A 26,788-nucleotide genomic window follows, 5' to 3' on the forward strand; every position below is an offset into this window, starting at 1 on the left:
ACGCGTCGTTGATCATGGGAATAGCCGCGAGCAGGCATCGCACTCACCCAAAGGGGTGCGTCGATCCTCTCCGGCAACCTTGCTCATGGCGCGCGACATTGGGCGCCACCGGTGGCTTGCTCGGGCTCAAAGGATTGGATGCAAGCAGCGTGCCAAACCGAAATCCGCGGAAGGCGGGAGAGAATTCAAAAGATTAGCGGGCGCGCGTTTCATGTACCCTGCCGGCATGGCCAAATATTGGGCCGCGCGCCACGTCATGCCCAATTATCGTGCAGGCCGCATTTGCGCTTCGCAGACAGGCAAAGACCCGCCGTCCGGAGCAAGTCCGGAGGCGGGTCCCTTGCAAGAAGTCCTACGACTCCGGGCTGGACTAGATCTATACCTCGACACCCAGGACTGCGCAGCAGTCGCCCGACTTGATCAGCCCGGGGTTATGTCGGGCCACCAGAACGCCATCCATCTTGGCTCGAACCTCGATCGGTGCGACACCGGTGCGTCCGATCGGATAGATGCACGCGATCACTGCGCCGCGGTCGACCGCTTCGCCAAGGTCGATGAGGAACTCGACGAGACCGCCATCCTCGGCGAAAGCGAAACAATCGTCGCTGGGCATGTCCAGCCATTTGGTGGGTCCCGACTCGATCTCGCCCTTGAGTATCCCGGCATGCCTCAGCACGTTCGCTACGCCGCGCTTTGCAACTGAAGCGGTCCGGGCAGTCGCCGAACCGCCACCGCCGAGCTCCGTCGTGATGAAGATCTTGCCCATCTCCTCGGCCGCGGTGTCGTACATTCCGACCGCGTCGATCTCCAGCATCTTCATGGAATAGGGCGCCCCGAACGCCCGGACGAAGTCGAAAGCTTTCGCTTCCTGGGCCTTGTCCGGCAGGATGTGCGCCGCACAGAAAGGCAGGAAGTCGAGCGTCTTTCCGCCCGAATGGAAATCGAGCACGATGTCGGCGAGCGGCAGCAGGACACGCTGGAAGTAATCCGCGATTTTCTCGGTGACCGTTCCATCCGGCCTCCCCGGGAAGCTGCGGTTCATGTTGCCCTTGTCGATCGGCGACGTCCGCGTCTGCGCCTGGAAGGCCGGGTAATTCATCGCCGGAACGATGATCACCCTTCCCTCGACGTCAGCCGCATCCAGCTTGCGGGCGAGATCGAAGAGCGCGATCGGCCCCTCGTATTCATCGCCGTGATTGCCGCCCGTGAGGAGGGCAGTCGGGCCCTGCCCGTTCTTGACCACGGTAATCGGAATCATCACCGAACCCCACGCGGAATCATCGCGACTATAGGGAAGGCGCAGGAAGCCGTGCTGGACGCCATGGGCCTCGAAATCGACCGTCGCGCTGATCGGCGACGGCCGCAAGTGGTGCTCCCTCATGCTCTCAGTCCTTGACCATCAGCTTGCGCGGCACGGAGGCGAGGCACTCGACACCGCTCTCGGTGATGAGAATGCTCTCGGTGGTTTCGAACCCCATATCCTCGAGCCAGAGCCCCGTCATGAAGTGGAATGTCATCCCCGGCTTCAGTTCCGTCTTGTCGCCCGGACGCAGGCTCATCGTGCGCTCGCCCCAATCCGGCGGATAGGAAAGACCGATCGGGTAGCCCGTGCGGTTGTCCTTGACGATCCCGTATTTCTTCAGCACGGCGAAGAAGGCGTTCGCGATGTCCTCGCAGGTGTTGCCCGGTTTCGCGACGGCAAGCCCTGCCTCCATGCCCTCGATCGTCGCCTTCTCGGCGTCCAGAAAGGCCTGGGTCGGCTTACCCAGGAACACCGTGCGCGACAGCGGCACATGATAGCGGTTGTAGCAGCCGGCGATTTCGAAGAAGGTGCCCTCGCCCCGCTTCATCGGCCGGTCGTCCCAGGTGAGATGCGGCGCTGATGCCTCGACGCCGGAAGGAAGAAGCGGCACGATCGCCGGATAGTCGCCGCCGATGCCGTCGACGCCGCGCGTACCCGCATCGTAGATTTCCGCCACCAGGTCGCACTTGCGCATACCCACTTCGATCTTGTCGAAGATGCGCTGATGCATGGCTTCGACGATCCGCGCCGCGTTGCGCATGTATTTGATCTCGGTCTCGCTCTTGACCGCACGCTGCCAGTTCACCAGCGCCGTGGCGTCGCTGAAACGCGCATTGGGCAGGTGTTTCTGCAGCGAGGCGAAGGCGGCCGCCGAGAACCAGTAATTGTCCATTTCGACACCGATGCTGAGCGAACCAAAGCCGCGATCGGCGAGAATGCCCGAGAGATAATCCATCGGGTGGCGTTCGGTCGACTGCACGTAGTGGTCGGGATAGCCGACGATATTCTTGTGCTCGAGATAGGCAGTCAGCTTCGCGCCATTCGCATCCTGGCCGCGGCCGAACCAGATCGGTTCGCCCGAAGGCGGCACGATGACCGCCTGATGCACGTAGAAGGACCAGCCGTCATAGCCGGTGAGCCAGGCCATGTTGGAAGGATCGCTCACGATCAGGAGGTCGACGCCTTTCGCCTCCATCGCCTTTCGGGTCTTCGCAAGCCGCGCTTCATATTCTCCAAGGGAGAATTTGAGGTTGGGTTGGGTCATGTCTCTTCCCTCGTTCTTCCGGCCCCTTGCAGGGGTGCCGGTCTCAACTTTCCAATGTGGTGCCTGCGTCCGCCGCGTTGGCCCGCGCGAAGGCGAGCGTGGCGATGGCCGTGTCCTGGATGCCGGTGCCGGTCAGGTCGGCAATGGTGATCTCGTCGGCGCGCGTGCGTCCGGGTTTCAGCCCGGCGATCACCTGGCCGAGTTCTGGGAAATCGGCCTCCGCAGACACGAGATGAGCGGCAATCGCGTGATGCAGCTCGCCGAGCCTGCGCGTCTGTTTGAGGCTGTCGGCGACGTAAGTCGCGCGGGCGATCGCATGCGGGTCCAGTTCGTTCTTGTGTTCGGCGTCCGAACCCATGGCCGTGACGTGCTGCCCCGGCTCGAGCCATTCGGCCTTGAGGACCGGCGTCTCGGACGGCGTCGTAGTGACGATGATGTCGGCACCTGCGATGGCCGCTCTCGGATCGGTTTCGGCTTTGATCGGAAAGCCGAGCTTCCCGGCAAAAGCAGTGGCCGCGGTTTCAGCCTTGGCCGCATCGCGGGCCCAGATGCGTGCTTCCCGGATCGGGCGCACGAGCGCGAGCGCGTCGAGCTGAAGTCTTGCCTGCATGCCGGCGCCGAAGACCGCGGCCACCGAGGAATCTTCCCGCGACAGATGTTTCGCCGCGACCGCCCCTGCCGCCGCCGTACGCACGTCGGTCAGATAGCCGTTGTCGAGCAGGAGTGCCTGCACCAGCCCGGTTTTGCTGGACAGAAGCACCATCAGGCCGTTGGTGCTCGGCAGGCCAATCTTCGGATTGTCGAAGAAGCCCGGGCTGATCTTGATCGCAAAACCGTCGAGCCCCGGCACATAGGCCGTCTTGACGTCCACCTCGCCGCGATGCTCCGGAATATCGAGCCTCAGGATAGGCGGCATAGCCACCGCCTTCGTGGCGAGAGCGCGGAACGCATCCTCGACGCAGGCAACCGCTTCGCGATCGAGCGGCACGATGCGCCGCAGTTCCGCCTCGGTCAGTATCTTCATCCGTGTCATGCCGTCTCCTCGCGGAATGGATCCGTTTCGCCGTTCATCACGCGCAGGTGCAGGTCCATGTCGACGTTGCGCCCCGAGAGAATGACCGCGATGGGACCGTCGATGTCCTTGATCTTGCCGGCGAGAAGCGCCGCAATGCCGACGGCGCCCGCCCCTTCGACGATCTCGCGCTCCTCGGCATAGGCGTGGCGCATGCCGGCGGCGATTTCGGCTTCCGTCAGAAGGATGATGTCGTCGAGGAGGTCCCGGCACATGCGGAACGTGACGCGATTGTCGAGGCCGATGCCGCCGCCGAGCGAATCCGCAAGGCTCGGCTGTTCGTCGACGAGCACGGGTGTGCCGGCGGCGAAGCTCGCCTTCATCGCCGCGCCGCGCTCCATCGTCAGGCCTATGATACGGGTCGCCGGTCTTCGCGCCTTGACGGCTGCCGCCACCCCGGCCGCCAGCCCGCCACCCGAGACGGGTACAAGCACCATGGCAACGTCCGGCATCTGCGCCACGACCTCGAGCCCGAGCGTCCCCTGTCCTGCGACGATCGCCGGATGGTCGAAGGGCGGCACCATCACGAGACCATTTTCCGCAACGAGCCGTTCGACTTCTTCCTGCGCCTCGTCCTGGGAATTGCCGACAATCCGCACATTGGCGCCGAGGCGTCTGATTTCGGAGACCTTGTTCACGGGCACCAGGTGCGACATGCAGATCGTAGCGACCGAGCCTTCCGCCTTTGCAGCATGGGCAAGTGCCCGGCCATGATTGCCGGTCGAGGCCGCGATCACGCCGAGCGCCCGGTCGCCGGCAGAAAGCGAAAGCACCGCATTGGTCGCGCCGCGCAGCTTGAAGCTTCCGGTCGTCTGGTGGTGCTCGAGCTTCAAGCCGACCGGCACGCCGCAGAGCTCGCTCAACGAGCCCGACATTGCCAGCGGCGTCGTAAGTACACGGCCGGAAATGCGTCGTGCCGCCACCTCGATGTCGTCGATCGTTACGGGAAGAGAAGCGCTCACGGCCTTTCCCCCTCGAGTGGCAGCTCCATCAGCCGTCCGAGTTGCGGGCGTGCTTCCCGATCGCCGCAAAGGCGGAGGCAAGCCCAGGCGGTGGCGTAATTGCTGCTGACGACCGGCTTGCCGATCGCCTGCTCGATTTCGGCGATGACGCCTGCCGCGCGAACGGCAGTACAGGAAATGAAAAGCGCGTCCGATTCCGGCGCTGCCGCATCCTTTGCGAAGGCCACGATCTCCTTCGGGCTGATCCGCGCCATCTCACGGTCGTCGGTAAGACCCAGGCAGGTAAACCTGTCGATTGCGAAGCCGCGCTCGGCGAAATAGTCGGCCATGGGCCGGCTGGTCTCGATCGTGTAAGGGGTGAGCACCGAAATCCTGTTTGCATCCAGTGCACGCAAGCCTTGGACCGAAGCGGCCGTCGGCGTCACGACGGCCGCCTCCGGCTTTGCGGCCTTGATCGCCGCAGCCACCTCCCTGTCGCCGATGACCACGGAGGCCGAGGTGCAGGAATACATGACGACGTCCAGGATCTCGTCCGGCAGGATCAAGGCTGCCGCTTCGGTGAGCGACGGCTGCATCGCCCGCAGATTCTCCGGCGTCACCGGATTGGCGTAGGGGATACGGGTGACATAGACCCCGATCCGGTCCGACGCGACCATGCGCTGGAAATCGACTTCCGTCGTATGGTCGGTGGCGAGGATGACGAGGCCGATCCGCTTGTCGAGCGGCCGCTCGTCGAGACGCGGCCTGCGCGCCGCAAGCGAGAGGGCGACAGGGGTTCTCATCAGCGCTCCTCCACCCGGGAATATCGCTCTTCGAGCCAGCGCAGGAAGAAGACCGAGATCAGGCTCATGATCAGGAAGAACACCCCGACCAGCGTCATTGGCTCGATATAGCGATAATTGCTGTTGGCGATGCTCTTTGCCTGGTTCATAAGTTCGAGCACCGTGATTGCCGAAAGCAGGGGTGTCTCCTTGAACATGGCAATCAGGTAATTGGCGAGCGCCGGTATCATCGGCGGGATCGCCTGCGGCAGGATCACGTGTATCCAGGTTTGCCGGGTCGTGAGGTTCGCCGCCTTGGCCGCTTCCCATTGTCCGCGCGGCACGTTCTCGATGCCGGCACGATAGACCTCGGCGGCATAGGTGCCGTAGTGGATGCCGAGACCGATGACGCCGGCGACCAGCGCAGGCAGGCGGATTCCGATGTCCGGAAGCACGTAGAAGATGAAGTAGAGCTGCACGAGCAGCGGCGTTCCGCGGATGAACTCGACGGCAAAGCTCGTGACACGCGCTATCGGAGCCGGTGCGGTCATCCGCAGGATGGCGAAGACAAGGCCGATCACCGCTGCGACCACCGAGCCGAGCGCCGTCGCGAGGATCGTGATCTTCAGCCCCTCGATGAGGGTCGGCATGATCTGGCGGACGAATTCCCAGTCCCATTCCATGGTCAGACCCTCACACCGTCGAGGCCGCGCGAAACGCGCCTCTCGAGCCACCGCATGCCGAGCGAGATCAGCCAGGCCATGACGAAATAAAGCAGCAGGATGGTCGCGAACGGGATCAGCGTGCTCCCGGTCTGGGCGCGGACCACCTGGGCCTGAAACGTCATGTCGCTGAGCGAGATCAGCGACACGACCGCCGTTCCTTTCAGGAGCTCGATGGCGTTATTGCCGAAGGTCGGCAGCATCAGAGGCAGCGCCTGGGGCAGGACGATGTGGCGCATCGCCTGGAACCGCGTGAGGTTGAGCGCGATGCAGGCCTCGCGCTGCTCGCGGCCGATCGCCTTTACCGCGCCCCGCACGACCTCCGCTCCATAGGCGCCGACATTGAGGCCGAGCGCGAGGACCCCCGCCTGCAGCGGCGTCAGCGTTATGCCGGCGAACGGCAATACGAAATAGACCCAGAAGAGCTGCACGAAAATGGAAGTGCCGCGGAAGAATTCGATATAGGTCGTGGCAAGCGCGCGCACGGCCATGAACCGGCTGAGGCGCCCGAGGCCGGCAGCGAAGGCAACCACGACGGCGAGCGCGGAACCCATGAGGGTCAGTTGCACGGTCACCCAGGCGCCCTGCAGGATCAATCCGATATAGCCGGACCAGTCGATCATCGTTTCGTTGTTCCAGTCAGAGTTTCGGCTTGGTCGTCGCCGCCCACACCGCCTTCCTCCGCATTGTGCGAACGGAAGGCGGCGGGAAGCCCCAGCCCGGGGCTTATTTCGCGGCGCAGAGCTTTTCGCGGGTGGTCGACATCGCAGCCTTGGCCGAGAAGCCATAGGGTTCGATGATCTTCGCGAGTTCGCCCGACTCCTTCAGCTTGGCGAGCTCGACATCGAAGGCGTCGCGGAGCGCCTCGTCGCCCTTTCTGAAGGCGGCGCCGTCGCAATAGACCGGCGCACCCTCGACGGGGGCCAGCACCTCGACGTTCGGATCGTTCGCCTTGGAGACGAGATCGTTGATCGAAAGGACCGGCAGCGAGTAGACGTCGATGCGGCCGTCCTGCAGCATCTTCAATCCGCTCTGGCCATCCGGCACCACGATGACGCGGTCGCGCGGCACGCCGGCTTCAAGCGCCAGCTTCTCCTCGGTACCGCCCCCCGGTGCGCCGATCTTGGCGTCCGGATTGTCGGCGATGTCCTTGTAGCTCTTAAGTCCGAGCGGGTTGCCTTTCTTCAGCGCGAAGGCCTCGGCGTCGCAGAGGATCGGCTGCGAATAGGCGACGGCGGCGCAGCGTTCCGGCTTCATGAAGAGACCGGCGGTGATTGCGTCATGGCGCCCGGCCTGCAGGCCCGGGATCATCGCGCCGTATTCGGAAATGGAGGCGACGACGTCGGCAACGCCGAGCCGCTTGAAGATCTCGCGGGCGACATCCGGTGCTGCGCCGGAGACCTTGCCGTCGGCTCCGACGGCGGTAAAGGGCGGTTCGTTGGCGATGGCGATGCGCGCGAAGCCCTGCTCTTTCAGCTCCTCGAGCTTGTTCTCGTCCGCGCCGGCTGGCGTCGCCGCAGCAACTGCCATCAACGCGGTGGCGCCTGCCGCCATTACCATGATATCTCTCAGTTTCATCGTTCCCAACTCCTCTGTTCTCTCGATGTTTTCCTTGAGGCAATGTCGGCCGTAAGGCTTAGACGCGGTGCCCTGCCGCTATGATCTTGCGCAGGAAAGTCTGTGTGCGCTCCTGCTTGGGATGCCGGAAAATGTCCTCGGGTTTTCCTTCCTCCACGATCTTGCCGCGGTCAAAAAAAAGGACCCGGTCTGCGAAATCATGGGCAAAGCCCATCTCGTGGGTGACGAGCAGCATGGTCATGTCCGTCTCGGACGCGAGCTTGCGCATGACGTTCAGGACTTCCTCCACGAGCTCGGGATCGAGCGCGGAGGTGACCTCGTCGAAAAGCATGACCTTGGGTGAGAGCGCCAGCGCCCGGGCGATCGCAACACGCTGCTTCTGCCCGCCGGAAAGCTGTGCCGGCATGCTCTTGGCCTTATCGGCCAAGCCCACCATGTCGAGCAGTTCCATCGCGCGCTTTTCCGCCGCAGCGCGCGCCATGCCCTTGGTCAGCATCGGCGCCAGCGTAACGTTGTCGAGAACGCATTTATGAGGAAACAGGTTGAAGTGCTGGAAGACCATGCCGATCTTCTCGCGCATCTTATGAAGATGCCGCTCGTCGGCAGGGACGAGGTTGCCGGCCTTCTTCATGTGATAGAGATGCTCGCCGTCGACCTGGATGAAGCCGTCGCTGATGGTCTCGAGCGTCATCAGAATGCGCAGGATGGTCGTCTTACCCGAACCGGACGGCCCGATGAGAGCCAGCTTCTCGCCCGGCATCACCTCCATCGACAGGCCGTCGAGCACGGTGAGGGAACCGTATCGCTTGACGATGTTGTCGATGCGAATGATCGGCTGGGACATTCACGCCTCTCCCTTTGAGACTGAAGCGCATGGCGTCGCTCCAGACCGCTGCATACTTCTGGGCGCCATGCGTTAATGTCCTAACGATGATCCGGTTCCAAAATCATGTCAATCTGAATAATAATATCATGACAATTATTTGAAACATGCTCAAAAGCTGAGCATTCGCCTCAAATGACGAGGAGCAGCGCCTCGGGCTCACCGAGCGCCAGAGAGGCGACGATGCCGAGCCCGGACCTCAGCTCCAGCTCGGTCGTCGAGCCGAGCGATATCCTGACCGCCGGACGCCAGCCGCTGTCCGCCGTTCGGAAGGACGCGCCCGGCGCAATCGCGACGCCGCGCAAGCGCGCCTGGGAAACAAAGGCATCTTCCTGGTGCCCCTCGGGCAGTGGCAGCCAGACATGCAGGCTCTGCGGATGGGTGTGATGGGCAAGGCTTGCCAGAACTTCCTTGGCGATCGCATGGCGAGCGGCGAGCGCCCGGCGCTGCCAGTTCACCAGCTCGATCGCCGTTCCGTCGCTCACCCATTGCGTTGCGATCTCTGCAATCGCGGGGGTCGCCATCCAGTTGGAAACCAGATGCCGGTTGGCGACGGCGGCCACGTAGCGGTCAGGCGCCACCAGATAGCCGATCCTGAGGCCCGGCACGGTGATCTTGGTGAAGCTCGTCACATAGAGCGTGCGCTCGGGCGCCAGTGCGGCGACCGGGAGCAGGCGTTCTTCCACCAAGGGTCCGAGAATGTCGTTCTCTATGATGGCGATGTCATGCCGGCGCGCCACCTCCGCCAGCGCTGCCCGCCGCTCGGCGCTCATCAGGGTCGCGGTCGGGTTGATGACCGAGGGCTGCAGAAAGACCGCGCGGATCACGCCCTTGCGGCAGGCTTCGTCCAGCGCATCCGGGATCATGCCGTCGCCGTCTATCGCGAGACCCTGAAGGTGGATGCCGAGATAGGTCGAAAGCGGCACGAGCGTATGATGGCTGACGGCCTCCGTCGCGACTGTCGAACCGGGCGGTGCCACACTCATCAGCGCCACGGTCATGGCCGAGGTGGCGCCGTTCGTCAGGTTGATGTTGAGCGGCGAAACATCGAGCCCGCAGCGCAAGAGCCATTCGGCCGCGACATTGCGGTGACGCGGGAACACCATGTTCGGGCGGAAGGAAAGCGCGGAACTCGGCGGCAGGTTCTCGGCAAGCCAGGCAAAACCCTGCCGCATCTTTTCCAGATGGTACTGCTCGCAGACGGGCTTCAAGATCGAAAGATCGATCAATTCGCCAAGGCGTTCCGGCAAATAAGGCGGCTCCGGCTCGCGCGGCCGCGTCTGTACGAAACTGCCGCGTCCGACCTCCCCGGAGATCAAGCCCCGCCGGATGAGCTCGTCATAGGCGCGACTCACCGTCTGCACCGAGAGCTTCAGATCGTCGGCGAGCTTGCGATGCGTCGGCAGCCGCGTGCCGTTCTGGAGCCTCCCCTCCTGGATGGCGCGGGCGAACTGGTCCGCCAGAGAGAGATAGGCGGGGCGGCGCAGAAGTGTCGTGTCGGGCGTCCAATTTGTCATGATTTGAACAGTGATCAAAATCAGCTCAATTGACAATGTAAAAGTGAGCACCCAATGTCGTTTCCCGACTTTGACGTGACCAACACCGACGGAAGGACCTCTTTATGAAGCTCGATGCGATCGATCTGCGGATCCTCGAAGCGATCCAGGCCGACGGGCGTATCACCAAGCTGGCGCTCGCCGAGAAGGCCGGCCTGTCGCCGACGCCCTGCTGGATGCGGCTCAGAAAGCTGGAGAAAGCCGGCATCGTCACCGGCTATCACGCCCGCGTTGCGCTGCGCCGGGTGGCGCCGGTCGCCAGCGTCATGATGGAGGTGACGCTCGGCAATCACCGCCAGGCCGATTTCGACCGGTTCGAGCGCGCCATCGCCGCGATCCCCGAGATCGTCGCCTGCTGGTCGGTCGGCGGCGGGGTCGACTATATCCTCAAGGTCATGACCGCGGACATCGATGCCTATCAGCGGCTGGTCGACGGCCTGCTCGAACGCGAACTCGGCATCGACCGCTATTTCACCTACATCGTCACGAAGACGGTAAAGGAAGAAACGGTGCTGCCGTTCGGCTCGCTGCTACCGCACGCGCCGGCAGGGCAGGAATAGTCGGCAGCGGGTGTGGCCACCCCACCGGCACGCCACATAGACAATCTCTCTCCCCATTGCCCGCGCTTTGGTCAAACTCTCTCCTCCGCCACCGCCGATTGGACAATCTATCTCGACAAGCATGGCACTCTTCCCGCAACAGTCGAGGAGAACCGATATGACCGCCGTCTTTGCGCGCACAGCCTTTCACGACGCGTTGAAAAACCTGAACGACCGGCAATTGCTGCGGGAGCTGGCCTATGTCGGCGGCCGCTGGGTTGCCGGCCGGGACGGTACATGCCTGGAGGTGAGCGACCCGGCCAGCGGCGCCGCCCTCGCCTTCGTCGCCTCGCTCGACGCTGCCCAAACCTCCGAGGCGATCGACGCGGCGGAAAAGGCATTCAGGTCCTGGCGCAACATGCTGCCGCAGGCGCGCGCCGCCATCCTGCGCAAATGGCACGACCTGATGCTCGAAGCCCGCGAGGACCTCGCCTTGTTGATGACCCTTGAACAGGGCAAGCCGCTTGCCGAGTCGCGCGGCGAGATCGATTACGCGGCATCCTTCATCGAGTGGTATGCCGAGGAAGGCAAACGCCTCAATGCCGAAAGCGTGACGAGCCATCTTGCCGGGGCCGAAATGATCGTGCGCCGCGAAGCGCTCGGCGTCGTCGGCATCGTCACGCCCTGGAACTTCCCTTCCGCGATGATCACCCGGAAGGCGGCCGCCGCCCTTGCCGCAGGCTGCACCGTGGTGGCGCATCCTTCCTCCGAAACCCCTCTTTCGGCGCTCGCCCTGGCCGAGCTCGGCGAGCGCGCCGGTCTTCCCGCAGGCGTCTTCAATGTCGTCACCGGCAAAGCCGCAACGATCGTCGGACGAATGTGCGAAGACGCACGGATACGCGCCATGAGCTTCACCGGCTCTACCGAGATCGGCCACCTGATCGCCTCCCAATGTGCGCCCACGATGAAGCGGCTGGTAATGGAGCTCGGCGGGCATGCCCCCCTGATCGTCTTTGCGGACGCGAATGTCGAAAAAGCCGCCGATATTGCGATCGCCGCGAAGTTCGCGACATCAGGACAAGATTGCCTTGCCGCCAATCGGATTTACGTCGAGCGGCCCGTTCTCAAGGCATTCCAGGAAGCTTTTGCCGCACGAATTTCCGGCCTGAAAGTCGGCTCCGGGATGGAGCCAAACACGGATATCGGTCCGCTGATGCACGAACGCGCCGTCGCCAAGGTCGAGGAACAGGTCGCGGACGCGGTGAAGCTGGGCGCCAGGCTTGCCGTCGGCGGCAAGCGCCACGCCGCCGGGCCGCTCTTTTTCCAGCCCACCCTTCTGACGGATGTGCCCGACGACGCGCTCATCATGCGCGATGAGACCTTCGGCCCCGTCGCGGCCGTAACCGCCTTCGACAGCGAAGACGAAGTGGTCGCGCGGGCGAACGACACGGAATACGGGCTCGTCGCCTATGTCGTGACCGAAAACGGCGCCCGCCAGATGCGGCTCGCCCGCGCCCTCGAATACGGTATGGTGGCAATCAATCGGGTGAAGATCACCGGCGGCCCGATCCCCTTCGGCGGCTGGAAACAATCGGGCCTCGGCCGGGAAGGCTCCCGCCATGGCATGGAGGCCTTCACCGAGCTCAAATATCTCTGCATCGACACCGCTGCCTGACCTGGGCTGTTTCCAGCAAAACTGCGTAGCGATTTTGCGTCCGGAATTGGGTAAAAACAACAGGATAGGGCGTTTTCGCGGTTCGGCCGAAATGCTCCGGATTTCATGAAAGGAAAGACCATGCTCGAAAGAAGCAACGAACTCACCGCCTGGGACCGCGACCACTTCTTCCATCCCTCGACCCATATGGGGATGCATGCGCGCGGCGAAACCCCGACCCGCGTGATCGGCGGCGGCGAAGGCGTCTACATCACCGATATATCCGGCAAGCGCAGCCTCGATGCCTTTGCCGGCCTCTATTGCGTCAATGTCGGCTACGGCCGCCAGAAGATCGCCGACGCGATTGCCGAACAGGCTAAGAACCTCGCCTACTACCATTCCTATGTGGGCCACGGCACCGAAGCGTCGATCCGGCTTTCCAAGATGATCATCGACCGGGCGCCGGAAGGCATGAGCCGCGTCTATTTCGGACTTTCGGGCTCTGACGCCAACGAGACCAACATCAAGCTGATCTGGTACTACAACAACATTCTCGGCCGCCCGGAGAAGAAGAAGATCATTTCGCGTTGGCGCGGCTATCACGGTTCGGGCGTGATGACCGGTTCGCTCACCGGCCTTCATCTCTTCCACAACGCCTTCGACCTGCCGCGGGCGCCGATCCTGCACACAGAAGCGCCCTACTACTTCCGCCGTCCCGATCGCTCGATGGGCGAAGAGCAATTCTCGCAGTATTGCGCTGACAAGCTGGAAGAGATGATCCTCGCCGAAGGTCCCGACACCGTTGCCGCCTTCATCGGCGAGCCGATCCTCGGCACCGGTGGCATCGTGCCGCCGCCGAAGGGCTATTGGGAGAAGATCCAGGCCGTCCTTCAGAAATACGATATCCTGCTTGTCGCCGACGAGGTGGTCACCGGCTTCGGCCGTCTGGGCACCATGTTCGGTTCCGACCATTACGGCATCAGGCCTGACCTGATCACCATCGCCAAGGGGCTGACCTCCGCCTATGCGCCGCTTTCCGGCACGATCGTCTCCGACAAGCTCTGGCAGGTGCTGGTGAAGGGCTCGGACGAGCTCGGCGCCATCGGCCATGGCTGGACCTATTCGGCCCATCCGATCTGCGCTGCCGCCGGCATCGCGAACCTGGAACTGATCGACGAACTCGGCATCGTCGAGAATGCCGGTTCGACGGGTGCCTATTTCCGGACCGAACTGGAAAAGGCCGTGGGCGATCATCGCCATGTCGGCGAAGTGCGCGGCGACGGCCTGATGGCGGCGATCGAGTTCGTCGAGGACCGCGATGATCGCGCCTTCTTCGATCCGGGCCGCAAGGTCGGACCGCAGGTCGCGGCAGCGCTCCTCGAACGCGGCGTCATCGGCCGCGCCATGCCGCAGGGCGACATTCTCGGCTTCGCGCCGCCGCTCTGCCTGACGCGAGACGAAGCCGACATCGTCGTCAAGGCGGCAGCCGAAGCCATCCAGTCCGTACTCGGCCGCTGAGGAAAATGCGTATGATGCATTCTGTTCCGAAGACCATGACCGCGGTGCTTTTGACGGGGCACGGCGGCTTGGAGAAGCTGGTCTACAGCCGGGACGTACCCGTCCCGGCTCCGGCTGCGGGCGAGGTGCTGATCAAGGTCACTGCCTGCGGCATGAACAATACCGACGTCTGGGTGCGCGAAGGCGCCTATGGGACAGAGGACGATCCGTCCGCCGTCTCGACCTGGCGCCGCCACGGCAACACCCTGACCTTCCCGCGCATTCAGGGTACGGACACGGTCGGTTATATCGTTGCCGTCGGCGAAGGCGTCGACCGGGCGCGCATCGGCGAACGCGTCATGGTCGATTTCTCGATCTACAACCGCGACGACGACAGTCTTGCCGACATCGATTACATGGGTCATGGCCGCGATGGCGGCTATGCCGAATATATGGCACTTCCGGCCGAAAACGCCCATGTGGTCGCGACCGACCTGACCGATGTCGAGCTCGCCACCTTCTGCTGCGCCTATCTCACCGGCGAGCGAATGCTGGAACGGGCGCGGCTTGCCGCCGGCGAAACCGTGCTCGTGACCGGCGCCTCGGGTGGCGTCGGCTCCGCGATCGTCCAGCTCGCCCGCGCCCGTGGCGCCGTTCCGATAGCAGTTGCCGGACCGGGCAAGGAAGCGGCGATGCTCGACATCGGCGCGCAGGCCGTCGTCACCCGCGGTCAAGGCGACCTCGCCGAAGCGGTGGAGGCGGCAAGCGGCGGCCGGCCGATCGATGTGGTCGCCGATCTCGTCGGCGGTCCCCTCTTCAACGACCTCCTGAAGATCCTGCACCCGGAAGGCCGCTACACCACCGCCGGCGCAATCGCCGGGCCGGTCGTGCAGCTCGATCTCAGGACGATGTATCTGAAGCAGTTGGAGCTGCACGGATCGAGCCAGGGCAGCCGCGCCGATTTCCGCCGCCTCGTCCGTTATATCGAGGAGAGAAAGATCCGGCCACTCGTCGGCGGCGTCTATCCGCTATCGGAATTCCATCGGGCACAGACGGACTTCATGGCGAAGAACTTCGTCGGCAAGCTCGTGGTCGTGCCGGATTAAGGGCACAACGGCGCGAAGCGGCAGAGCCGACCAAGTACGACCCCTCTGCCGGTGGCCGGCAGGGCAGAGGGGTCAGCGCTCTGGATCATTCCTGATCCCGTTCTAGCTCTGAAGGCTCGCAACGGCCTCCGCAATGCGCTGCGGCGCCCTTGGACGCGCATACATCCGTTCCAGATATGCTTTTAGATTTGGAAAGCTGTCGATCAGCCCGTTTTCGTTGCCCCAGTCCAGGACATAGGCTGTGACGCAGTCGGCCACGGTTATGTTGTCGCCGACGATGAACGCGCGCCCGTCCATGTGCCGGTCAAGCACTGCTGCCATGGCCGCGAATTCCTCTCTGGCTAGAGCGATATCTTCAGGCAGGCGCTTGTCTTCGGGATAAAGAAATGTGTGCTTGGCTATCCGCCATAGCGGCTGTTCGAGTTCGGTAACCGCGAACAGAGACCATCGATATGCCTGCGCCCTTTCCTTCAGGTCCGCCGGCATAAGCCCTTTGTCACCATACTTTTCCGCCAGATACATGACGATCGCGGCGGATTCCGTGAGGACGAAGTCGCCGTCGACCAGCACCGGAAGCTTGCCCGCCGGGTTGAGGCGCAGGAAATCCGGGTGAAGGTTCTCGCCGGCCAGTATGTTGACGCGCACGAACTCGAACTCCGCATCCAGCTCCTGAAGCGCCCAAAGCGCGCGAAGCGAGCGCGTCGGACCTAATCCATATAATTTCATCATCTCGGGTCTCCTGATTTTTCGCCATCGTCGACATGGCTACCCACAAGGACGTTGCAGGAAAGGCCGTGCCGACAAGGGATTGCAAAAACCTGGCGAGCGGGACGCCCTTACCCCTTTCGCGCTATGAACGCCGCCCGGCGGCGTCGAACCAATGCAGGCTTTCCGGCGCCGCGGCGACTTCGACCTCCTCGTCAATCGCTATGCGGGAACGGCCGGCAACCCTGAATACGAGCGGCTCGCCGTTCGCCAGCGTGCCGTGCACATAGCTTTCGGCGCCGACGAGTTCCACGGCGCCGACGCGCACGCGGGCTCTGAAGCGGTCGCCGGCGTCCGTGGCACCGGCGAGGGTAATGTCCTCAGGTCGGATCCCAATCGTCGCAAGCCCCGGCTTCCCGACGAGCGCCGCCGGAGCGGACCAGGCGGCATTGCCGGTATCGACATCGAGAAGGTTCATCGACGGCGAGCCGATGAAAGTTGCGACGAAAGCCGTCGCCGGCTTCTCGTACAGCTCGATCGGCGTACCGACCTGCTCGATCCTGCCCCCGTTCAAAACCACCAGGCGGTCGGCGAGCGTCATCGCTTCAAGCTGATCGTGGGTGACGTAGACGCTGGTCGTGCCTAGCGCCCGTTGAAGGCGCTTGATTTCGACACGCATCTGGACCCTGAGTTTGGCGTCGAGGTTCGAGAGCGGCTCGTCGAACAGGAAGGCCGCAGGCTCCCGGACGATGGCGCGCCCCATGGCCACGCGCTGGCGCTGCCCGCCTGAAAGCTGACGGGGCTTTCGATCCAGGAAGGGCTCTATCTCCAGGGACTTCGCCGCCTTGGCTATCCGGCGTTCGATTTCTTCCTTCGGCGTGTTGCGGTTCTTCAGGCCATAGCTGAGATTTTGACGCACCGTCATATGCGGATAGAGCGCGTAGTTCTGAAAGACCATCGCAATGTCGCGCTCGGATGGCTCCAGCCCGTTGACGACGCGGTCGCCGATGGAGATCTCGCCTGACGTGATGCTCTCGAGCCCCGCGATCATCCTCAGCAGTGTCGATTTTCCGCAGCCGGAAGGGCCGACGAGCACGATGAACTCGCCGTCGGCAATCGCAAGCGAAACGCCGCGGATCGCGGCGATGTCGCCGTGATAGGTCTTGTGGACATCCTTGAGAGTGATCGTTGCCATTACTTCTCCGTTTCGACGAGGCCCTTGACGAACCAGCGCTGCATCAGGACGACCACAGCGACAGGCGGGATGATCGCGAGGATGGCGGTCACCATGACGTAGTTCCACGGGGTCGACGCATCCGTGAAATCGACCATCTTTCTCAGGGCGATGATGATCGTGTTCATCCGGCTGTCATTCGTGACCAGCAGCGGCCAGAGATATTGCGTCCAGCCGTATATGAAGAGGATCACGAAAAGTGCCGCGATATTCGTCTTTGAAAGCGGCAGCAGAATATCCCGCATGAAGCGGAACGGCCCGGCATTGTCGATTCGGGCCGCTTCAACGAGCTCGCCCGGTATGGTGAGAAAGAACTGCCGGAAAAGAAAGGTGGCCGTCGCCGAGGCCATCAGGGGAAGCGTCAGCCCCGCATAGGTGTCGATCAGTCCGAGATCGACGATCACCTTGTAGGTCGGCAGGATCCGCACTTCCACCGGGAGCATCAGCGTGATGAAGATCATCCAGAAGAAGGCCATGCGCAGCGGGAATCGGAAGAATACGATGGCGAAGGCCGAGAGGAAGGAAATGACGATCTTGCCCACGGCGATCGCGATCGCCACCACGAATGTGTTGAACAGCAAGCGTTCCAGGCTGACGCCGACCACGCGCTCGACGCCACCGGAAAGCGCTTCGCCATAATTCTCGGCAAGCCGCGTGCCGGGAACGAGCGGCATCGGCGGCCGGATGATCTCGACCGAGCTCATGCTCGAGGCGACGAAGGTGTAATAGATCGGGAAGACCACGATGATGATGCCGATGATCAGCATCAGGTGCCCGATCAGGTTGGATATGGGGCGTTTTTCAATCATTGGCGATTTCAACCATAGTGGACACGCCTTTCGACGAACCGGAACTGAAAGGCGGTAAGGCCTATGACGATCGCCATGAGGATCACGGACTGGGCCGCGGACGAGCCGAGGTTCAGATTGACGAAGCCGTCGTTATAGACCTTGTAGACCAGCGTTTCCGTCGCCCTCGCCGGCCCGCCGCCCGTCACCGAGTGGATGATGCCGAACGTATCGAAGAAGGCGTAGACGGTGTTGACCACCAGCAGGAAAAAGGTCGTCGGCGCCAGCAGCGGGAAGATGATCGTCCAGAAACGCCGGGTGCCGCGCGCTCCGTCGATCGCCGCCGCTTCGATGAGCGACTTGGGTATGGCCTGGAGCCCGGCGACGAAGAAGAGAAAATTGTAGCTGATCTGTTTCCAGGCCGCGGCAACGACGATCAGGATCATGGCGTGATTGCCGTTCAGCAACGGATCCCAATGAATGCCGTTGCGCCTCAGCATGTAGGCGAAGGTGCCCATCGCCGGATTGAACATGAACAGCCACAGCATGCCCGCGACGGCCGGTGCCACGGCATAGGGCCAGATCAGCAGGGTGCGATAGAAGGTCTTGCCGCGCACGACGCGGTCGGCGGCCGTGGCGAGAAGCAGGGCGACGCCCATCGCCAGTAGCGCGGTGAGAATGCTGAAGATCACCGTGACCTTCAGCGAGTTGAGATAATTCGCCTCCGAAAGCACGGCGCTGAAGTTTGCGAAACCGACGAAGCCGCTTTTCAGGCCGAACGGGTCTTCACGGATCACCGATTGGTAGAGCGCCTGGCTTGCCGGCCAGAAGAAGAAGACGATCGTCAACACGATCTGCGGAGCGACGAGCAGGTAAGGGAGGATTTTGTTCGGAAAGACGACACGCTGCACGAGCAATCTCCTGGATCACGATGATCTGGGGCCGGATCGGCCCGAGATCACGTCAGGGTGGCATGACCGCAGAAAGCACGACGCCGTCGAACGACGGCGCCGGGCAACCTGCTTCGATCAATTGCTGATTGCTGCTGCGATTGCGGCGTCGCCGCGTTCGACCGCCTTGTCGAGCGCCGTCTTGGCATCCTGTTGCCCCGACAGCATCGCTTCGAACTCCTCGTTGAGGATGTCCCGAACCTGGGGCAGGTTGACGAGCCGGACACCCTTCGAGTTTTCGGTCGGCGCCTTGCCCATCATCTGCAGGAGCGGCGTTTCGCGCCCGGGGTTCTTCTCGTAGAAGCCCGACTTCTTCGTTTCCTCGTAGGCGGCCATCGTGACCGGCATATAGCCCGAGACCTGGTGCAGCTTGGCCTGAATCTCGGTCTGAGAAAGGAAGTTGAAGAACTCCGCTACGCCCTTGTATTCCTCGTCGGACTTGCCGGCGAATACCCAGAGGCTCGCTCCGCCGGGGATCGTGTTCTGCGGACCGTGACCCTCGTAATAGGGGAGTTGACCGATACCGTAGTTCACGCCGCTCTTGGCGATGTCGCCGAGACCGCCCGAAGACTCGGTCAGGATGGCACATTCACCTGAGGTGAAGAGTTGCTTGGCCTCCGAGGTGCGCCCGCCATAGCGGAAGGCGCCCTCCTTGGCGAGATCCGCAATGGCCTGGAAATGCTCCACGTAAAGCGGCGCGTTGATCTGCAGCTTCACGTCGGTGCCGCCGAGGCCGTTTTCATTGGTTCCGTAGGGCACGTTGTTCCAGGCCGCGAAGTTCTCCGTCTGGATCCACGTCAACCAGGTCGACGTCATTCCGCAAGGCGCCGCACCGCTCGTCTTGATCTTCTTCGCCGCTTCGAAGACTTCCGGCCAGGTCTTCGGCGGGTTGTCGACGTTCAGGCCCGCCTTCTGAAAAGCGTCCTTGTTGTAATAAAGGATTGGCGAGGAGGAGTTGTACGGAAAGGACAGCATCGTTCCGTCCGGCTTCGAATAATAGGCGACGATCCCGGGCAGATATTGCGACTTGTCGAAGGTGAAGCCGCCCTTCTGGAGGATCTCCGCTGCCGGCACGATCGCACCCTCGGCGGCCATCATCGTGCCGCTGCCCGCATCGAACACCTGAATGATCGCCGGCGGCTGCTTCGACCGGAAAGCCGCGATCCCGGCATTCAGCGTCTCGGGATAGGTGCCCTTGAACACAGGCACCACCTTGTAGGTGCTCTGGCTCGCGTTGAACTCCTTGGTGAGTTCCTCGATCATTTCGTTGTTGGCACCCGTCATTGCGTGCCACCACTGCAGTTCCGTGGCGGCCTGCGCCTGAAAAGCGAAACCGAAGGCAATGGTCGTGGAAATGGAAATCAACCGCATAATATTCTCCTCCCTTGTACTCAACCACACCCGAGACGCTCGCAGACACTCCCGATGTCAAGCGAACCACTCGTCTTCCTCTCCACTGCGTCTTCCCTTGAATCCCGATGATTCCAAGACAAAAACATGCAGTGAATCAAAGTGCTACAGCCACCTTTTCGCATCCAGCACCGCCTCGATCCAAATAGAGTAGAGCTGGCCATTGTCGAGAGCCCTCGCGGAGAGGATCTTAAGACTCTTCCACCGGGAGAGTGCCGCATAAAAAGCGCAGGTCAAGTCAAAAGGAACATCTTCCTTGCCGCAATTGTTTTGGCGTCGGACGCAGGCGGGTGCGAATAGCGGCTCGCCCGGGAAGATTGTGAGGACGAATGACGAGAGTGCTTGTGGTCGGCGCCTCCGGCCTGATCGGCTCCGCCGTGTGCGCGGGGCTCCATGGCCGCGGAAGCGAGATCGTCCGCGTGGTCCGGCCCGGCTCGGCACCAAGCCCCCGCACGGCCGGCAGGGCCCTTGAACTCGACCTTCGGTCCGTCGGCCCTGAGGACTGGCTGCCGCATCTCTCAGGTATCGACGCCGTGGTAAACTGCGCGGGAACGCTCCAGGACGGTCCGGGAGAGGATACGACGGCAGTCCATGCCCGCGGTCCCGCCTCCCTCTTTAAAGCCTGCGAGCAGGCGGGGGTGCGCCGCGTCATCCACTTTTCGGCAATGGGGGTCGACAGGGCCCAGCCGTCGCCCTTTTCACGCACCAAGCTTCAGGGCGACGAAGCGCTGATGGCATGCGATCTCGACTGGATCATCCTGCGCCCATCCGTTGTGCTCGGCCCTGGAGCCTACGGCGCCAGCGCTCTTTTCAGGGGCCTCGCCGCTCTGCCCTGGCTGCCGATCATGCCGAATACCGGCTTGCTTCAGGTCGTGCGCCTCGAAGACGTAGTGCGCACGGTCGAGATATTCGTCGACCGGAATGCTCCTTCGCGGCTTATCCTCGAGGTTGCGGGACCCGAGGCCCTGTCGTTCAAAGACGTGGTAGGCGCCTACAGGCGCTGGTTCGGATGGCCCGCCGCTCGCGTCGTGAACATGCCAACGCCGCTCGCGAACCTCACCTACAAGCTCAGCGATATCGCCGGGGCACTGGGCTGGCGACCGCCGACCCGCAGCACCGCGCAGAAGGAGATCGTGCGCGGCGCCGTCGGCGACGTCCGGGTGTGGGCCGAGACGACCGGGATAGAACCGGTGGCGCTCGCAGACGCACTGGCGAGAACGCCGGTCTCCGTCCAGGAGCGCTGGTTCGCCAAGCTCTATCTGCTCAAGCCCGTCATCTTCGTCGTCCTGCCGCTCTTCTGGATCACGACGGGCGTCATCTCGCTCACCTCGGGGTACGAGATCGGCGTTGATCTGATGGAACGGGGAGGCGCCGGCGTTCTTGCCGGGCCGAGCGTCATCGCCGGAGCCCTCGCCGATATCCTGATCGGCATGGCAATTGCGTTTCGCCGCACCAGCCGCATCGGCCTTTACGGCGCGGTCGGCCTCTCGCTTTTCTACGCCATCGCCGGAACGGTCCTGCTCCCGGAATTGTGGAACGAGCCGCTTGGGCCGCTTCTGAAGATCTGGCCCATCCTGGTACTGCATCTCGCTGCCCTCGCAATCCTGGAGGAGCGTTGATGCTGTACTTCGTTCTCAAGTTCCTGCACATCATCGGCGCCTCCGTCCTCCTCGGCACAGGCGCCGGGATCGCGTTCTTCATGCTTCTGGCGCATCGGACCGGCCGCACGGAAACGGTCGCAGCCGTGGCCCGCATGGTCGTCGTCGCCGATTTTCTTTTCACCGCCACCGCCGTGGTGTTGCAGCCCGTCACGGGGATCGCCCTTGCCTGGAACGTCGGCTATTCGCTCACGGAAGGATGGATCCTGCTCTCGCTTCTCCTCTACGTGATCACAGGTGCATTCTGGCTGCCGGTGGTGTGGATGCAGATGGAAATGCGCCGGCTCGCCGAAACGGCACGCAAGTCCGGCGAGCCGCTGCCGAAGCGCTATCATCAACTTTTCCGTCTGTGGTTCGCCTTCGGCTTCCCGGCCTTCGGCGCCGTCGTCGCAATCTTCTGGCTCATGATCACGCGGCCGATACTCGACTGGTAGTGTCGAGGGCGGGTTGACCAGATCTGAACCGGAGCACTCGCGGTTCTCCCGCCGATTGGAAAATGTGTTTTCGACCGTGGCCGCCGGCAAAGTGATCGGGTCCTCTCCTGTCGCCTGGTCCGGACGCGCCGCCCGCGACGAACAGGTCGTGAGTTCCTCACTGGAGCCTAGCTTTTCAACGCGCTTTCAACCGCTTCCTTTGCCGGTGCTCCGTTAAACGTCGTCACCCCTTCAAGCCACGGAGCGACTGCCTCGGGATGAGCCTTCAGCCAATCGGCAGCGGCTTCCTTCGGGTCTTTGCCGTCGTTCAATATCCCGTTCATGATCTCGTTTTCCATCTCCAGGGTGAAGCGCAGGTTCGTCACGAATTTCGCGACATTCGGGCATTCCTGCGCATAACCCGCCCGGATGTTGGTATAGATATCGGCACCGCCGTAGTTCGGCCCGAAATAGGCGTCCGCGCCCGAAAGGTAATCGATCTGGTAGCGCGAGTTCATCGGATGCGGAGCCCATCCGAGAAAGACGATCCACTGGTCGTCCTTTGTCGCTCTTTCGACCTCGGCGAGCATGCCCTGCTCGGATGACTCCACGAGCTCCCAGCCGGTCAGCCCGAAGTCGCCCTTTTCGATCATGTCGAGGATCATGCGGTTGCCGTTGTTGCCGGGCTCGATCCCGTAGATCTTGCGGCCGAATCTGTCGGAGAACTTCTGGAGGTCGGAAATGTCCTTGACGCCTGCATCGGCGACGTATTTCGGTACGGCGAACGTATATTTCGCGCCGGTGAGGTTCGGACCGATCACTTCGATCGACTTGTCCTCAAGGAACGGCTTGCGGTCGGCTTCCATGCTCGGCTGCCAATCCCCGAGATAGACGTCGATGTCCTTGTTCTTCATGCTCGCATAGGTGACGGGGATAGATAGGAGCTTGCTCTGCGGCGCGTAGCCGAGCGCTTCGAGAATCGTCGAGGCGACAGCCGTCGTCGACGTGATGTCGGTCCAGCCGACATCGGAGAAACGGACTGTCTTGCAGCTCTCCGGGTCAGCGGCAGCGGCGACGCCGATCGTCATGAGCAGCCCGGCGGTCATTGCAGTGATCTGTTTCAGCATTGTCATGTTCCCTCTTCTTAGGTTCTGTATGCACTGCGAAACTCACGTCAAAAGACCAGAAAGGCGGCTCACCAAAGTGCGCCGCCTGTGATCTGTATGTTCTCCATGGTGATGCCCCTGGCGCCCTCGCCGCAGAGGAAGGCGGCCACGGCCGCTATCTCGTCGGGCTGAATGATGCGGTTCTGCGGGTTCTGGGCGGCGATATCCGACATCGCCTCCTCCATCGTCCGCCCCCTGCCCTCCCTTTCGACGACCTGCTGAACGTTGCGGCGCATCAGTTCCGTTTCAACCCAGGTCGGGCTGATCATCACGCAGGTCACGCCATGCGGCGCCCCTTCGAGGGCTACGCAGCGGGTGAGGCCGAGGAGCCCCGCCTTCGAGGCGCAATAGGCCGGGTTGTCCTTCCAGCCGACCGTGGCAGCCGTCGAGCCTATATTGATGATGCGGCCCCATTTGCGCCCGATCATCCCGGGCAGCAGCCGGCGCGTCATTCGGAATGCGCCGTTCAGATTGGTGTCGATGATCTTCAACCATAATTCGTCGGAATGGCCCGACACCGGCTGCTCGGCGGTCGTCCCCGCGGCATTGACGAGAATGTCGGCCGGGCCGCATGTGGCTTCCGCCGCCGACACGAATAGCTCGATCGCCTCGCTGTCGCGAACGTCCAGATGGCCGGCGTAAACAGCCGTGCCGCCAACGGCAAGCCGCTTCCGGACCTCGACGATCTCCTGCGGATCGGGATAGGCCGCGGCATCGCTCTGCCGCTCGGCCGCCTCGCGGACGAAGGAGCCGACGGCGACGTTGGCGCCCTCGGCAGCGAGCGCCTCCGCAATGGCCAGCCCCTGCCCCGTCAATCCGCCGGTGATGACCGCGCTCCGGCCTTTGAGCCTGCCCGTCATGACAGATCCTTCAAAGGCTTGCCGAGCCAGTCGCGATAGAAGCCTTCCAAGTCCGGCTCGAAATCATGGACGATCGGATAACCGGGGGCCGCCGCTTCGACTTCGTGCAGATGCGCACATTCGGGGCAGAAGAACTCGCGGATCTCCATCCATTTCGGATCCGGGATATCGCTGTTCGGGTAGATTTCCCGCAAGCTCTCCTCGGTGTCGCGCACGTTGATCACCGCGTTCAGTTTCCAGTTCCTGCGATAGTCCCCGAAGGAGTGGCCGCATTCGCAGCGGGTGACCCGGCCCTCGGCGCTGTCGCAGATGAAGAGCCGGTCGCCGACCGGGAGCAGGATCGGATCGCTCCAGACAACGCGGTCCTGCAGCACGGCCAGATATTTGAAGAAGCGGTCGTCGTCCTTATAGCCGCTCATGATCCGCCGCGTCTGCGCCCAGGGGAGCGTGCCGTTGACGAGGTCGTTGATGACTTCCTTCGAATATTCGGTCATGGCTCAATTCTCCCCGGCGATAACGAAATCGGAGGCAAGGCCCCAGAATTCCTTGAAACTTCTGGAAAAGCGCGGCGAGAGCTTCATCGCGCTCCGGTACATTTTGGCGACTTCCGGCGCGAAGTCCGAAGCCTCCACTCGCCGTTGCTCCCTGGCGATCCATTCCGATACCGGAATGGCTTGCTTCAGCCGCTTCTTGCGCAGTTCCGCGCGGCGGGCGACGGTCGCGTCGATGTCGGCCTGCGGATAACCTTCGGCATCCTCCTTAAGGATGATGCCGAATACCTTCTCGGCGGCTTCGCGCGTCAGGAAGCCGTTTTCCACGTCCCATGCCGTCTTGATCGGGTCGCGTTCCAACACGTCGCCGAAGCCGCCGCCGCCATTATAGGCATGGCTGAAAATGTCGCCGGCCTTGTGGGGCCGGGTGATGTAGGGACCCTCCTCCCAGACCTGCTCGCCTTTGTAGGTGCGCTCGAAATCCGAGACCAGCGGGTCGGTGCCCGGCGCATGCGCGAGCGGCTCCCGGCGTTCGGCGCGCTCGTGAATATCGGAGTTCCTGACCGCGTGATGTTTCTCGCAGGTCGGTGCCGGATAGCCGCCGCACAGGCCGCCATTGTCGAACACGCGCGAGGAATGCTCCGACGTCACGAGGCGCAGGTGATCGGTCTTGTTGATGAGCCAGGTCGAGATGAAGGCGCAGCCGCCGCGGTACTTTCCAGCACCGCCGGAATTCGGCACGATCGAGCGGCCGATATAGACCATCGGCATGTTCTGTTCCCAGATCTCGATATTGCCCATGTCGGATTCGGGGTTCCAGCCGACATAGGCGGTGTCGAGCCCGTCTTTGATCGCCAGCGCTCCGGAGCCCGCGGCTGCGCATTCGAAATGGGCCATGCCGAAGCCCGTGCCGTATTGGCTGGTGCCTCCCATCTCGATCATCGGGGAATTCACCTGACCGACAAAAGCTTCCTCGACAAAGCCCCGGGCGATGAAACCGCGTGAGAGCAGCCGCTGGAACACGCCGTAAGCCGGGAGCAGCAAGGCCCAGGAGGTGGCTGTCGCCGCCATCTCGTTGTCCGGGTTGGTCCAGGTGCCGTGGGGAATATTGATCTCGGTCGCCATCCAGGCGCCGTCATTGACGAGCCCCTCGAAGTTCATGTGCTGGGTGAGTGTCACGAACATGCCGCCGTCCATGCCGGCCGGGGTGCAGTTCATCGAGTGATAGCCCCAGGGCTGCGTGCCGTCGAAGTCGAGCCTGATCTTGCCCTCGCTGGTGATCTCCATCTCGATCGGGATATTGTAGAGCCAGTTCGGGTCGGCGAGCGGCTGAAAACCCGGCTTGCCCTCGGTCACGTGACCGTAGAAGGTGTGGCCGCGATAGATGCCGGGCACGGTCAACTGCCGTGTGCGGGCAAGCTGTGCTCTTCTGCCCTCTTCGATGAATTCCTTGGAAAGCCGCTGCCAATATTCGAGGCCGACCTCGTCGATGAGCTGCTTTACGCTCTCGCGCATGTCGATGCAGGCGGCGACCTTGGCTTTTTCGTCCAGCACCCAGTAGATAGGCATGCGTAGATTGCGCTCGCAACGGATTACGTAATCCCGGCGGATCTCGTCATTCTCGCCGATCTTTTCGGCACAGACGAAAAGCCCCTCGGTGAAGCGTTCCTGCGCAAGACACACATCGCCGCCGGGCGTGATGCCACCCGCCTCGAGTTCATGGCAGACGGCGCCCGCCCAGCCGACCAGCGTGCCCTCGTGGAAGATCGGCACCACGTCCATGACGTCGGGCACCTGCACCGTGCCGATGAAGGCGTCGTTATTGGCGAAGATGTCGCCGTCGCGGATGCATGGATTCTGCTCGTAGCCGTTTCTGATCATCCACTTGATGAAGCGGCTCATCGTGTGCACATGCACCATGATGCCGTTCGAAAGCGCGATCGCGTCGCCTTCCGGCGTGTAGATCGCCACTACCATTTCGCCGACTTCCCGCACTCCCGGCGAGGCGGAGATGCGACGGGCCATTTCCCTGGCCGAGACGCAATAGGCGCGCAGCTTCGTGTGCAGGGTCTCGAATTTCAGCGGATCCTGCCTGCGCAGCCGAAGTTCGGTGATGCCGTCATAGCAGCCGGTCTCCTCCATCAGCCGTTCGGATTCGAGCAGCCGCCGCTGCAGGGGATTTGCCGTTTTGTCCAGCATGTCTGTCATCCTTCAGC

At 62.7% G+C, this 26,788-nt stretch carries 25 protein-coding genes; 6 read left to right on the plus strand and 19 right to left on the minus strand.

Going from position 1 to position 26,788, the window contains the following annotated elements; genetic code table 11:
* Positions 1 to 376: 376 nt before the first annotated feature.
* From doeB to ACFHWW_RS19385, 10 genes are all read right to left on the minus strand, one after another.
* The gene (gene doeB / locus ACFHWW_RS19340) at positions 377 to 1,381 is read right to left on the minus strand and encodes a N(2)-acetyl-L-2,4-diaminobutanoate deacetylase DoeB (protein ID WP_379940165.1); all 1,005 of its coding nucleotides are present in this window, start codon (positions 1,379 to 1,381) and stop codon (positions 377 to 379) included.
* A 4-nt stretch (positions 1,382 to 1,385) separates the two neighbouring features.
* On the minus strand, positions 1,386 to 2,567 hold the full coding sequence (gene doeA / locus ACFHWW_RS19345; protein WP_379940167.1) for an ectoine hydrolase DoeA: 1,182 nt from the start codon (positions 2,565 to 2,567) through the stop codon (positions 1,386 to 1,388).
* Positions 2,568 to 2,610: 43 nt separating this feature from the next.
* Positions 2,611 to 3,600, minus strand: coding sequence for an ectoine utilization protein EutC (gene eutC, locus ACFHWW_RS19350; protein ID WP_379940169.1), 990 nt, complete (start codon positions 3,598 to 3,600; stop codon positions 2,611 to 2,613).
* The gene (eutB, locus tag ACFHWW_RS19355) at positions 3,597 to 4,601 is read right to left on the minus strand and encodes a hydroxyectoine utilization dehydratase EutB (protein ID WP_379940171.1); all 1,005 of its coding nucleotides are present in this window, start codon (positions 4,599 to 4,601) and stop codon (positions 3,597 to 3,599) included. Before eutB ends, eutC begins: the two co-directional genes overlap by 4 nt.
* The gene (gene eutA / locus ACFHWW_RS19360) at positions 4,598 to 5,383 is read right to left on the minus strand and encodes an ectoine utilization protein EutA (RefSeq protein WP_379940173.1); all 786 of its coding nucleotides are present in this window, start codon (positions 5,381 to 5,383) and stop codon (positions 4,598 to 4,600) included. Before eutA ends, eutB begins: the two co-directional genes overlap by 4 nt.
* Positions 5,383 to 6,045: an ectoine/hydroxyectoine ABC transporter permease subunit EhuD gene (gene ehuD / locus ACFHWW_RS19365; RefSeq protein ID WP_018098471.1), complete on the minus strand. Its 663-nt coding sequence runs from the start codon at positions 6,043 to 6,045 to the stop codon at positions 5,383 to 5,385. Before ehuD ends, eutA begins: the two co-directional genes overlap by 1 nt.
* A gap of 2 nt (positions 6,046 to 6,047) precedes the next feature.
* Positions 6,048 to 6,707, minus strand: coding sequence for an ectoine/hydroxyectoine ABC transporter permease subunit EhuC (gene ehuC / locus ACFHWW_RS19370; protein WP_003525889.1), 660 nt, complete (start codon positions 6,705 to 6,707; stop codon positions 6,048 to 6,050).
* A gap of 103 nt (positions 6,708 to 6,810) precedes the next feature.
* Positions 6,811 to 7,662: an ectoine/hydroxyectoine ABC transporter substrate-binding protein EhuB gene (gene ehuB, locus ACFHWW_RS19375; protein WP_379940177.1), complete on the minus strand. Its 852-nt coding sequence runs from the start codon at positions 7,660 to 7,662 to the stop codon at positions 6,811 to 6,813.
* A 58-nt stretch (positions 7,663 to 7,720) separates the two neighbouring features.
* Positions 7,721 to 8,506, minus strand: a complete 786-nt coding sequence (ehuA, locus tag ACFHWW_RS19380) for an ectoine/hydroxyectoine ABC transporter ATP-binding protein EhuA (RefSeq protein ID WP_379940179.1) — start codon at positions 8,504 to 8,506, stop codon at positions 7,721 to 7,723.
* Positions 8,507 to 8,676: 170 nt separating this feature from the next.
* On the minus strand, positions 8,677 to 10,062 hold the full coding sequence (locus ACFHWW_RS19385) for a PLP-dependent aminotransferase family protein (RefSeq protein WP_379940181.1): 1,386 nt from the start codon (positions 10,060 to 10,062) through the stop codon (positions 8,677 to 8,679).
* 104 nt (positions 10,063 to 10,166) lie between these two features.
* On the opposite strand from ACFHWW_RS19385, the gene ACFHWW_RS19390 reads away from it, so the two are divergent.
* From ACFHWW_RS19390 to ACFHWW_RS19405, 4 genes are all read left to right on the plus strand, one after another.
* The gene (locus ACFHWW_RS19390) at positions 10,167 to 10,661 is read left to right on the plus strand and encodes an Lrp/AsnC family transcriptional regulator (RefSeq protein ID WP_100672351.1); all 495 of its coding nucleotides are present in this window, start codon (positions 10,167 to 10,169) and stop codon (positions 10,659 to 10,661) included.
* 157 nt (positions 10,662 to 10,818) lie between these two features.
* Positions 10,819 to 12,315 carry an NAD-dependent succinate-semialdehyde dehydrogenase gene (locus ACFHWW_RS19395; protein WP_379940183.1) on the plus strand — a complete coding sequence of 499 codons (1,497 nt, stop codon included), beginning with the start codon at positions 10,819 to 10,821 and terminating at the stop codon, positions 12,313 to 12,315.
* Between the two features lie 120 nt (positions 12,316 to 12,435).
* The gene (locus ACFHWW_RS19400) at positions 12,436 to 13,812 is read left to right on the plus strand and encodes an aspartate aminotransferase family protein (protein WP_379940185.1); all 1,377 of its coding nucleotides are present in this window, start codon (positions 12,436 to 12,438) and stop codon (positions 13,810 to 13,812) included.
* 11 nt (positions 13,813 to 13,823) lie between these two features.
* On the plus strand, positions 13,824 to 14,897 hold the full coding sequence (locus tag ACFHWW_RS19405; RefSeq protein WP_379940187.1) for an alcohol dehydrogenase family protein: 1,074 nt from the start codon (positions 13,824 to 13,826) through the stop codon (positions 14,895 to 14,897).
* A gap of 102 nt (positions 14,898 to 14,999) precedes the next feature.
* Here the strand turns inward: ACFHWW_RS19405 and ACFHWW_RS19410 are convergent, their stop codons facing one another.
* The 5 genes from ACFHWW_RS19410 to ugpB all read right to left on the minus strand — a co-directional run bounded on the left by ACFHWW_RS19410 (position 15,000) and on the right by ugpB (position 19,945).
* Entirely contained in the window at positions 15,000 to 15,626 is a 627-nt protein-coding gene (locus tag ACFHWW_RS19410) for a glutathione S-transferase family protein (RefSeq protein WP_379940189.1), read from the minus strand.
* A gap of 121 nt (positions 15,627 to 15,747) precedes the next feature.
* The gene (locus tag ACFHWW_RS19415; protein WP_275598775.1) at positions 15,748 to 16,797 is read right to left on the minus strand and encodes a sn-glycerol-3-phosphate import ATP-binding protein UgpC; all 1,050 of its coding nucleotides are present in this window, start codon (positions 16,795 to 16,797) and stop codon (positions 15,748 to 15,750) included.
* Positions 16,797 to 17,645: a sn-glycerol-3-phosphate ABC transporter permease UgpE gene (ugpE, locus tag ACFHWW_RS19420; RefSeq protein ID WP_018098462.1), complete on the minus strand. Its 849-nt coding sequence runs from the start codon at positions 17,643 to 17,645 to the stop codon at positions 16,797 to 16,799. The genes ACFHWW_RS19415 and ugpE overlap by 1 nt, the downstream gene beginning before the upstream one ends.
* Positions 17,646 to 17,653: 8 nt before the next feature.
* On the minus strand, positions 17,654 to 18,535 hold the full coding sequence (gene ugpA, locus ACFHWW_RS19425) for a sn-glycerol-3-phosphate ABC transporter permease UgpA (protein WP_018098461.1): 882 nt from the start codon (positions 18,533 to 18,535) through the stop codon (positions 17,654 to 17,656).
* 117 nt (positions 18,536 to 18,652) lie between these two features.
* On the minus strand, positions 18,653 to 19,945 hold the full coding sequence (gene ugpB / locus ACFHWW_RS19430) for a sn-glycerol-3-phosphate ABC transporter substrate-binding protein UgpB (RefSeq protein WP_102762640.1): 1,293 nt from the start codon (positions 19,943 to 19,945) through the stop codon (positions 18,653 to 18,655).
* A 368-nt stretch (positions 19,946 to 20,313) separates the two neighbouring features.
* Between ugpB and ACFHWW_RS19435 the strand changes: the two genes are divergently transcribed.
* Both ACFHWW_RS19435 and ACFHWW_RS19440 read left to right on the plus strand, forming a co-directional pair.
* Entirely contained in the window at positions 20,314 to 21,603 is a 1,290-nt protein-coding gene (locus tag ACFHWW_RS19435; RefSeq protein WP_379940192.1) for an SDR family oxidoreductase, read from the plus strand.
* On the plus strand, positions 21,603 to 22,076 hold the full coding sequence (locus ACFHWW_RS19440; RefSeq protein ID WP_102762638.1) for a DUF2269 family protein: 474 nt from the start codon (positions 21,603 to 21,605) through the stop codon (positions 22,074 to 22,076). The genes ACFHWW_RS19435 and ACFHWW_RS19440 overlap by 1 nt, the downstream gene beginning before the upstream one ends.
* A gap of 167 nt (positions 22,077 to 22,243) precedes the next feature.
* On the opposite strand, the gene ACFHWW_RS19445 is transcribed toward ACFHWW_RS19440, so the two are convergent.
* The 4 genes from ACFHWW_RS19445 to ACFHWW_RS19460 form a co-directional block, all read right to left on the minus strand.
* Positions 22,244 to 23,182, minus strand: a complete 939-nt coding sequence (locus tag ACFHWW_RS19445; RefSeq protein WP_379940263.1) for a choline ABC transporter substrate-binding protein — start codon at positions 23,180 to 23,182, stop codon at positions 22,244 to 22,246.
* Positions 23,183 to 23,250: 68 nt separating this feature from the next.
* Positions 23,251 to 24,081 carry an SDR family NAD(P)-dependent oxidoreductase gene (locus ACFHWW_RS19450; RefSeq protein WP_379940194.1) on the minus strand — a complete coding sequence of 277 codons (831 nt, stop codon included), beginning with the start codon at positions 24,079 to 24,081 and terminating at the stop codon, positions 23,251 to 23,253.
* A complete protein-coding gene (locus tag ACFHWW_RS19455) occupies positions 24,078 to 24,575 on the minus strand; it encodes an acetone carboxylase subunit gamma (protein ID WP_338283212.1) in 498 nt (165 codons plus the stop codon). Before ACFHWW_RS19455 ends, ACFHWW_RS19450 begins: the two co-directional genes overlap by 4 nt.
* A 3-nt stretch (positions 24,576 to 24,578) precedes the next feature.
* Positions 24,579 to 26,771, minus strand: a complete 2,193-nt coding sequence (locus ACFHWW_RS19460; protein WP_379940196.1) for a hydantoinase B/oxoprolinase family protein — start codon at positions 26,769 to 26,771, stop codon at positions 24,579 to 24,581.
* Positions 26,772 to 26,788: the final 17 nt, after the last annotated feature.

Origin of the sequence: Sinorhizobium sp. P24N7, from assembly GCF_042436655.1 — a bacterium.
GTDB lineage: Bacteria > Pseudomonadota > Alphaproteobacteria > Rhizobiales > Rhizobiaceae > Sinorhizobium > Sinorhizobium meliloti_A.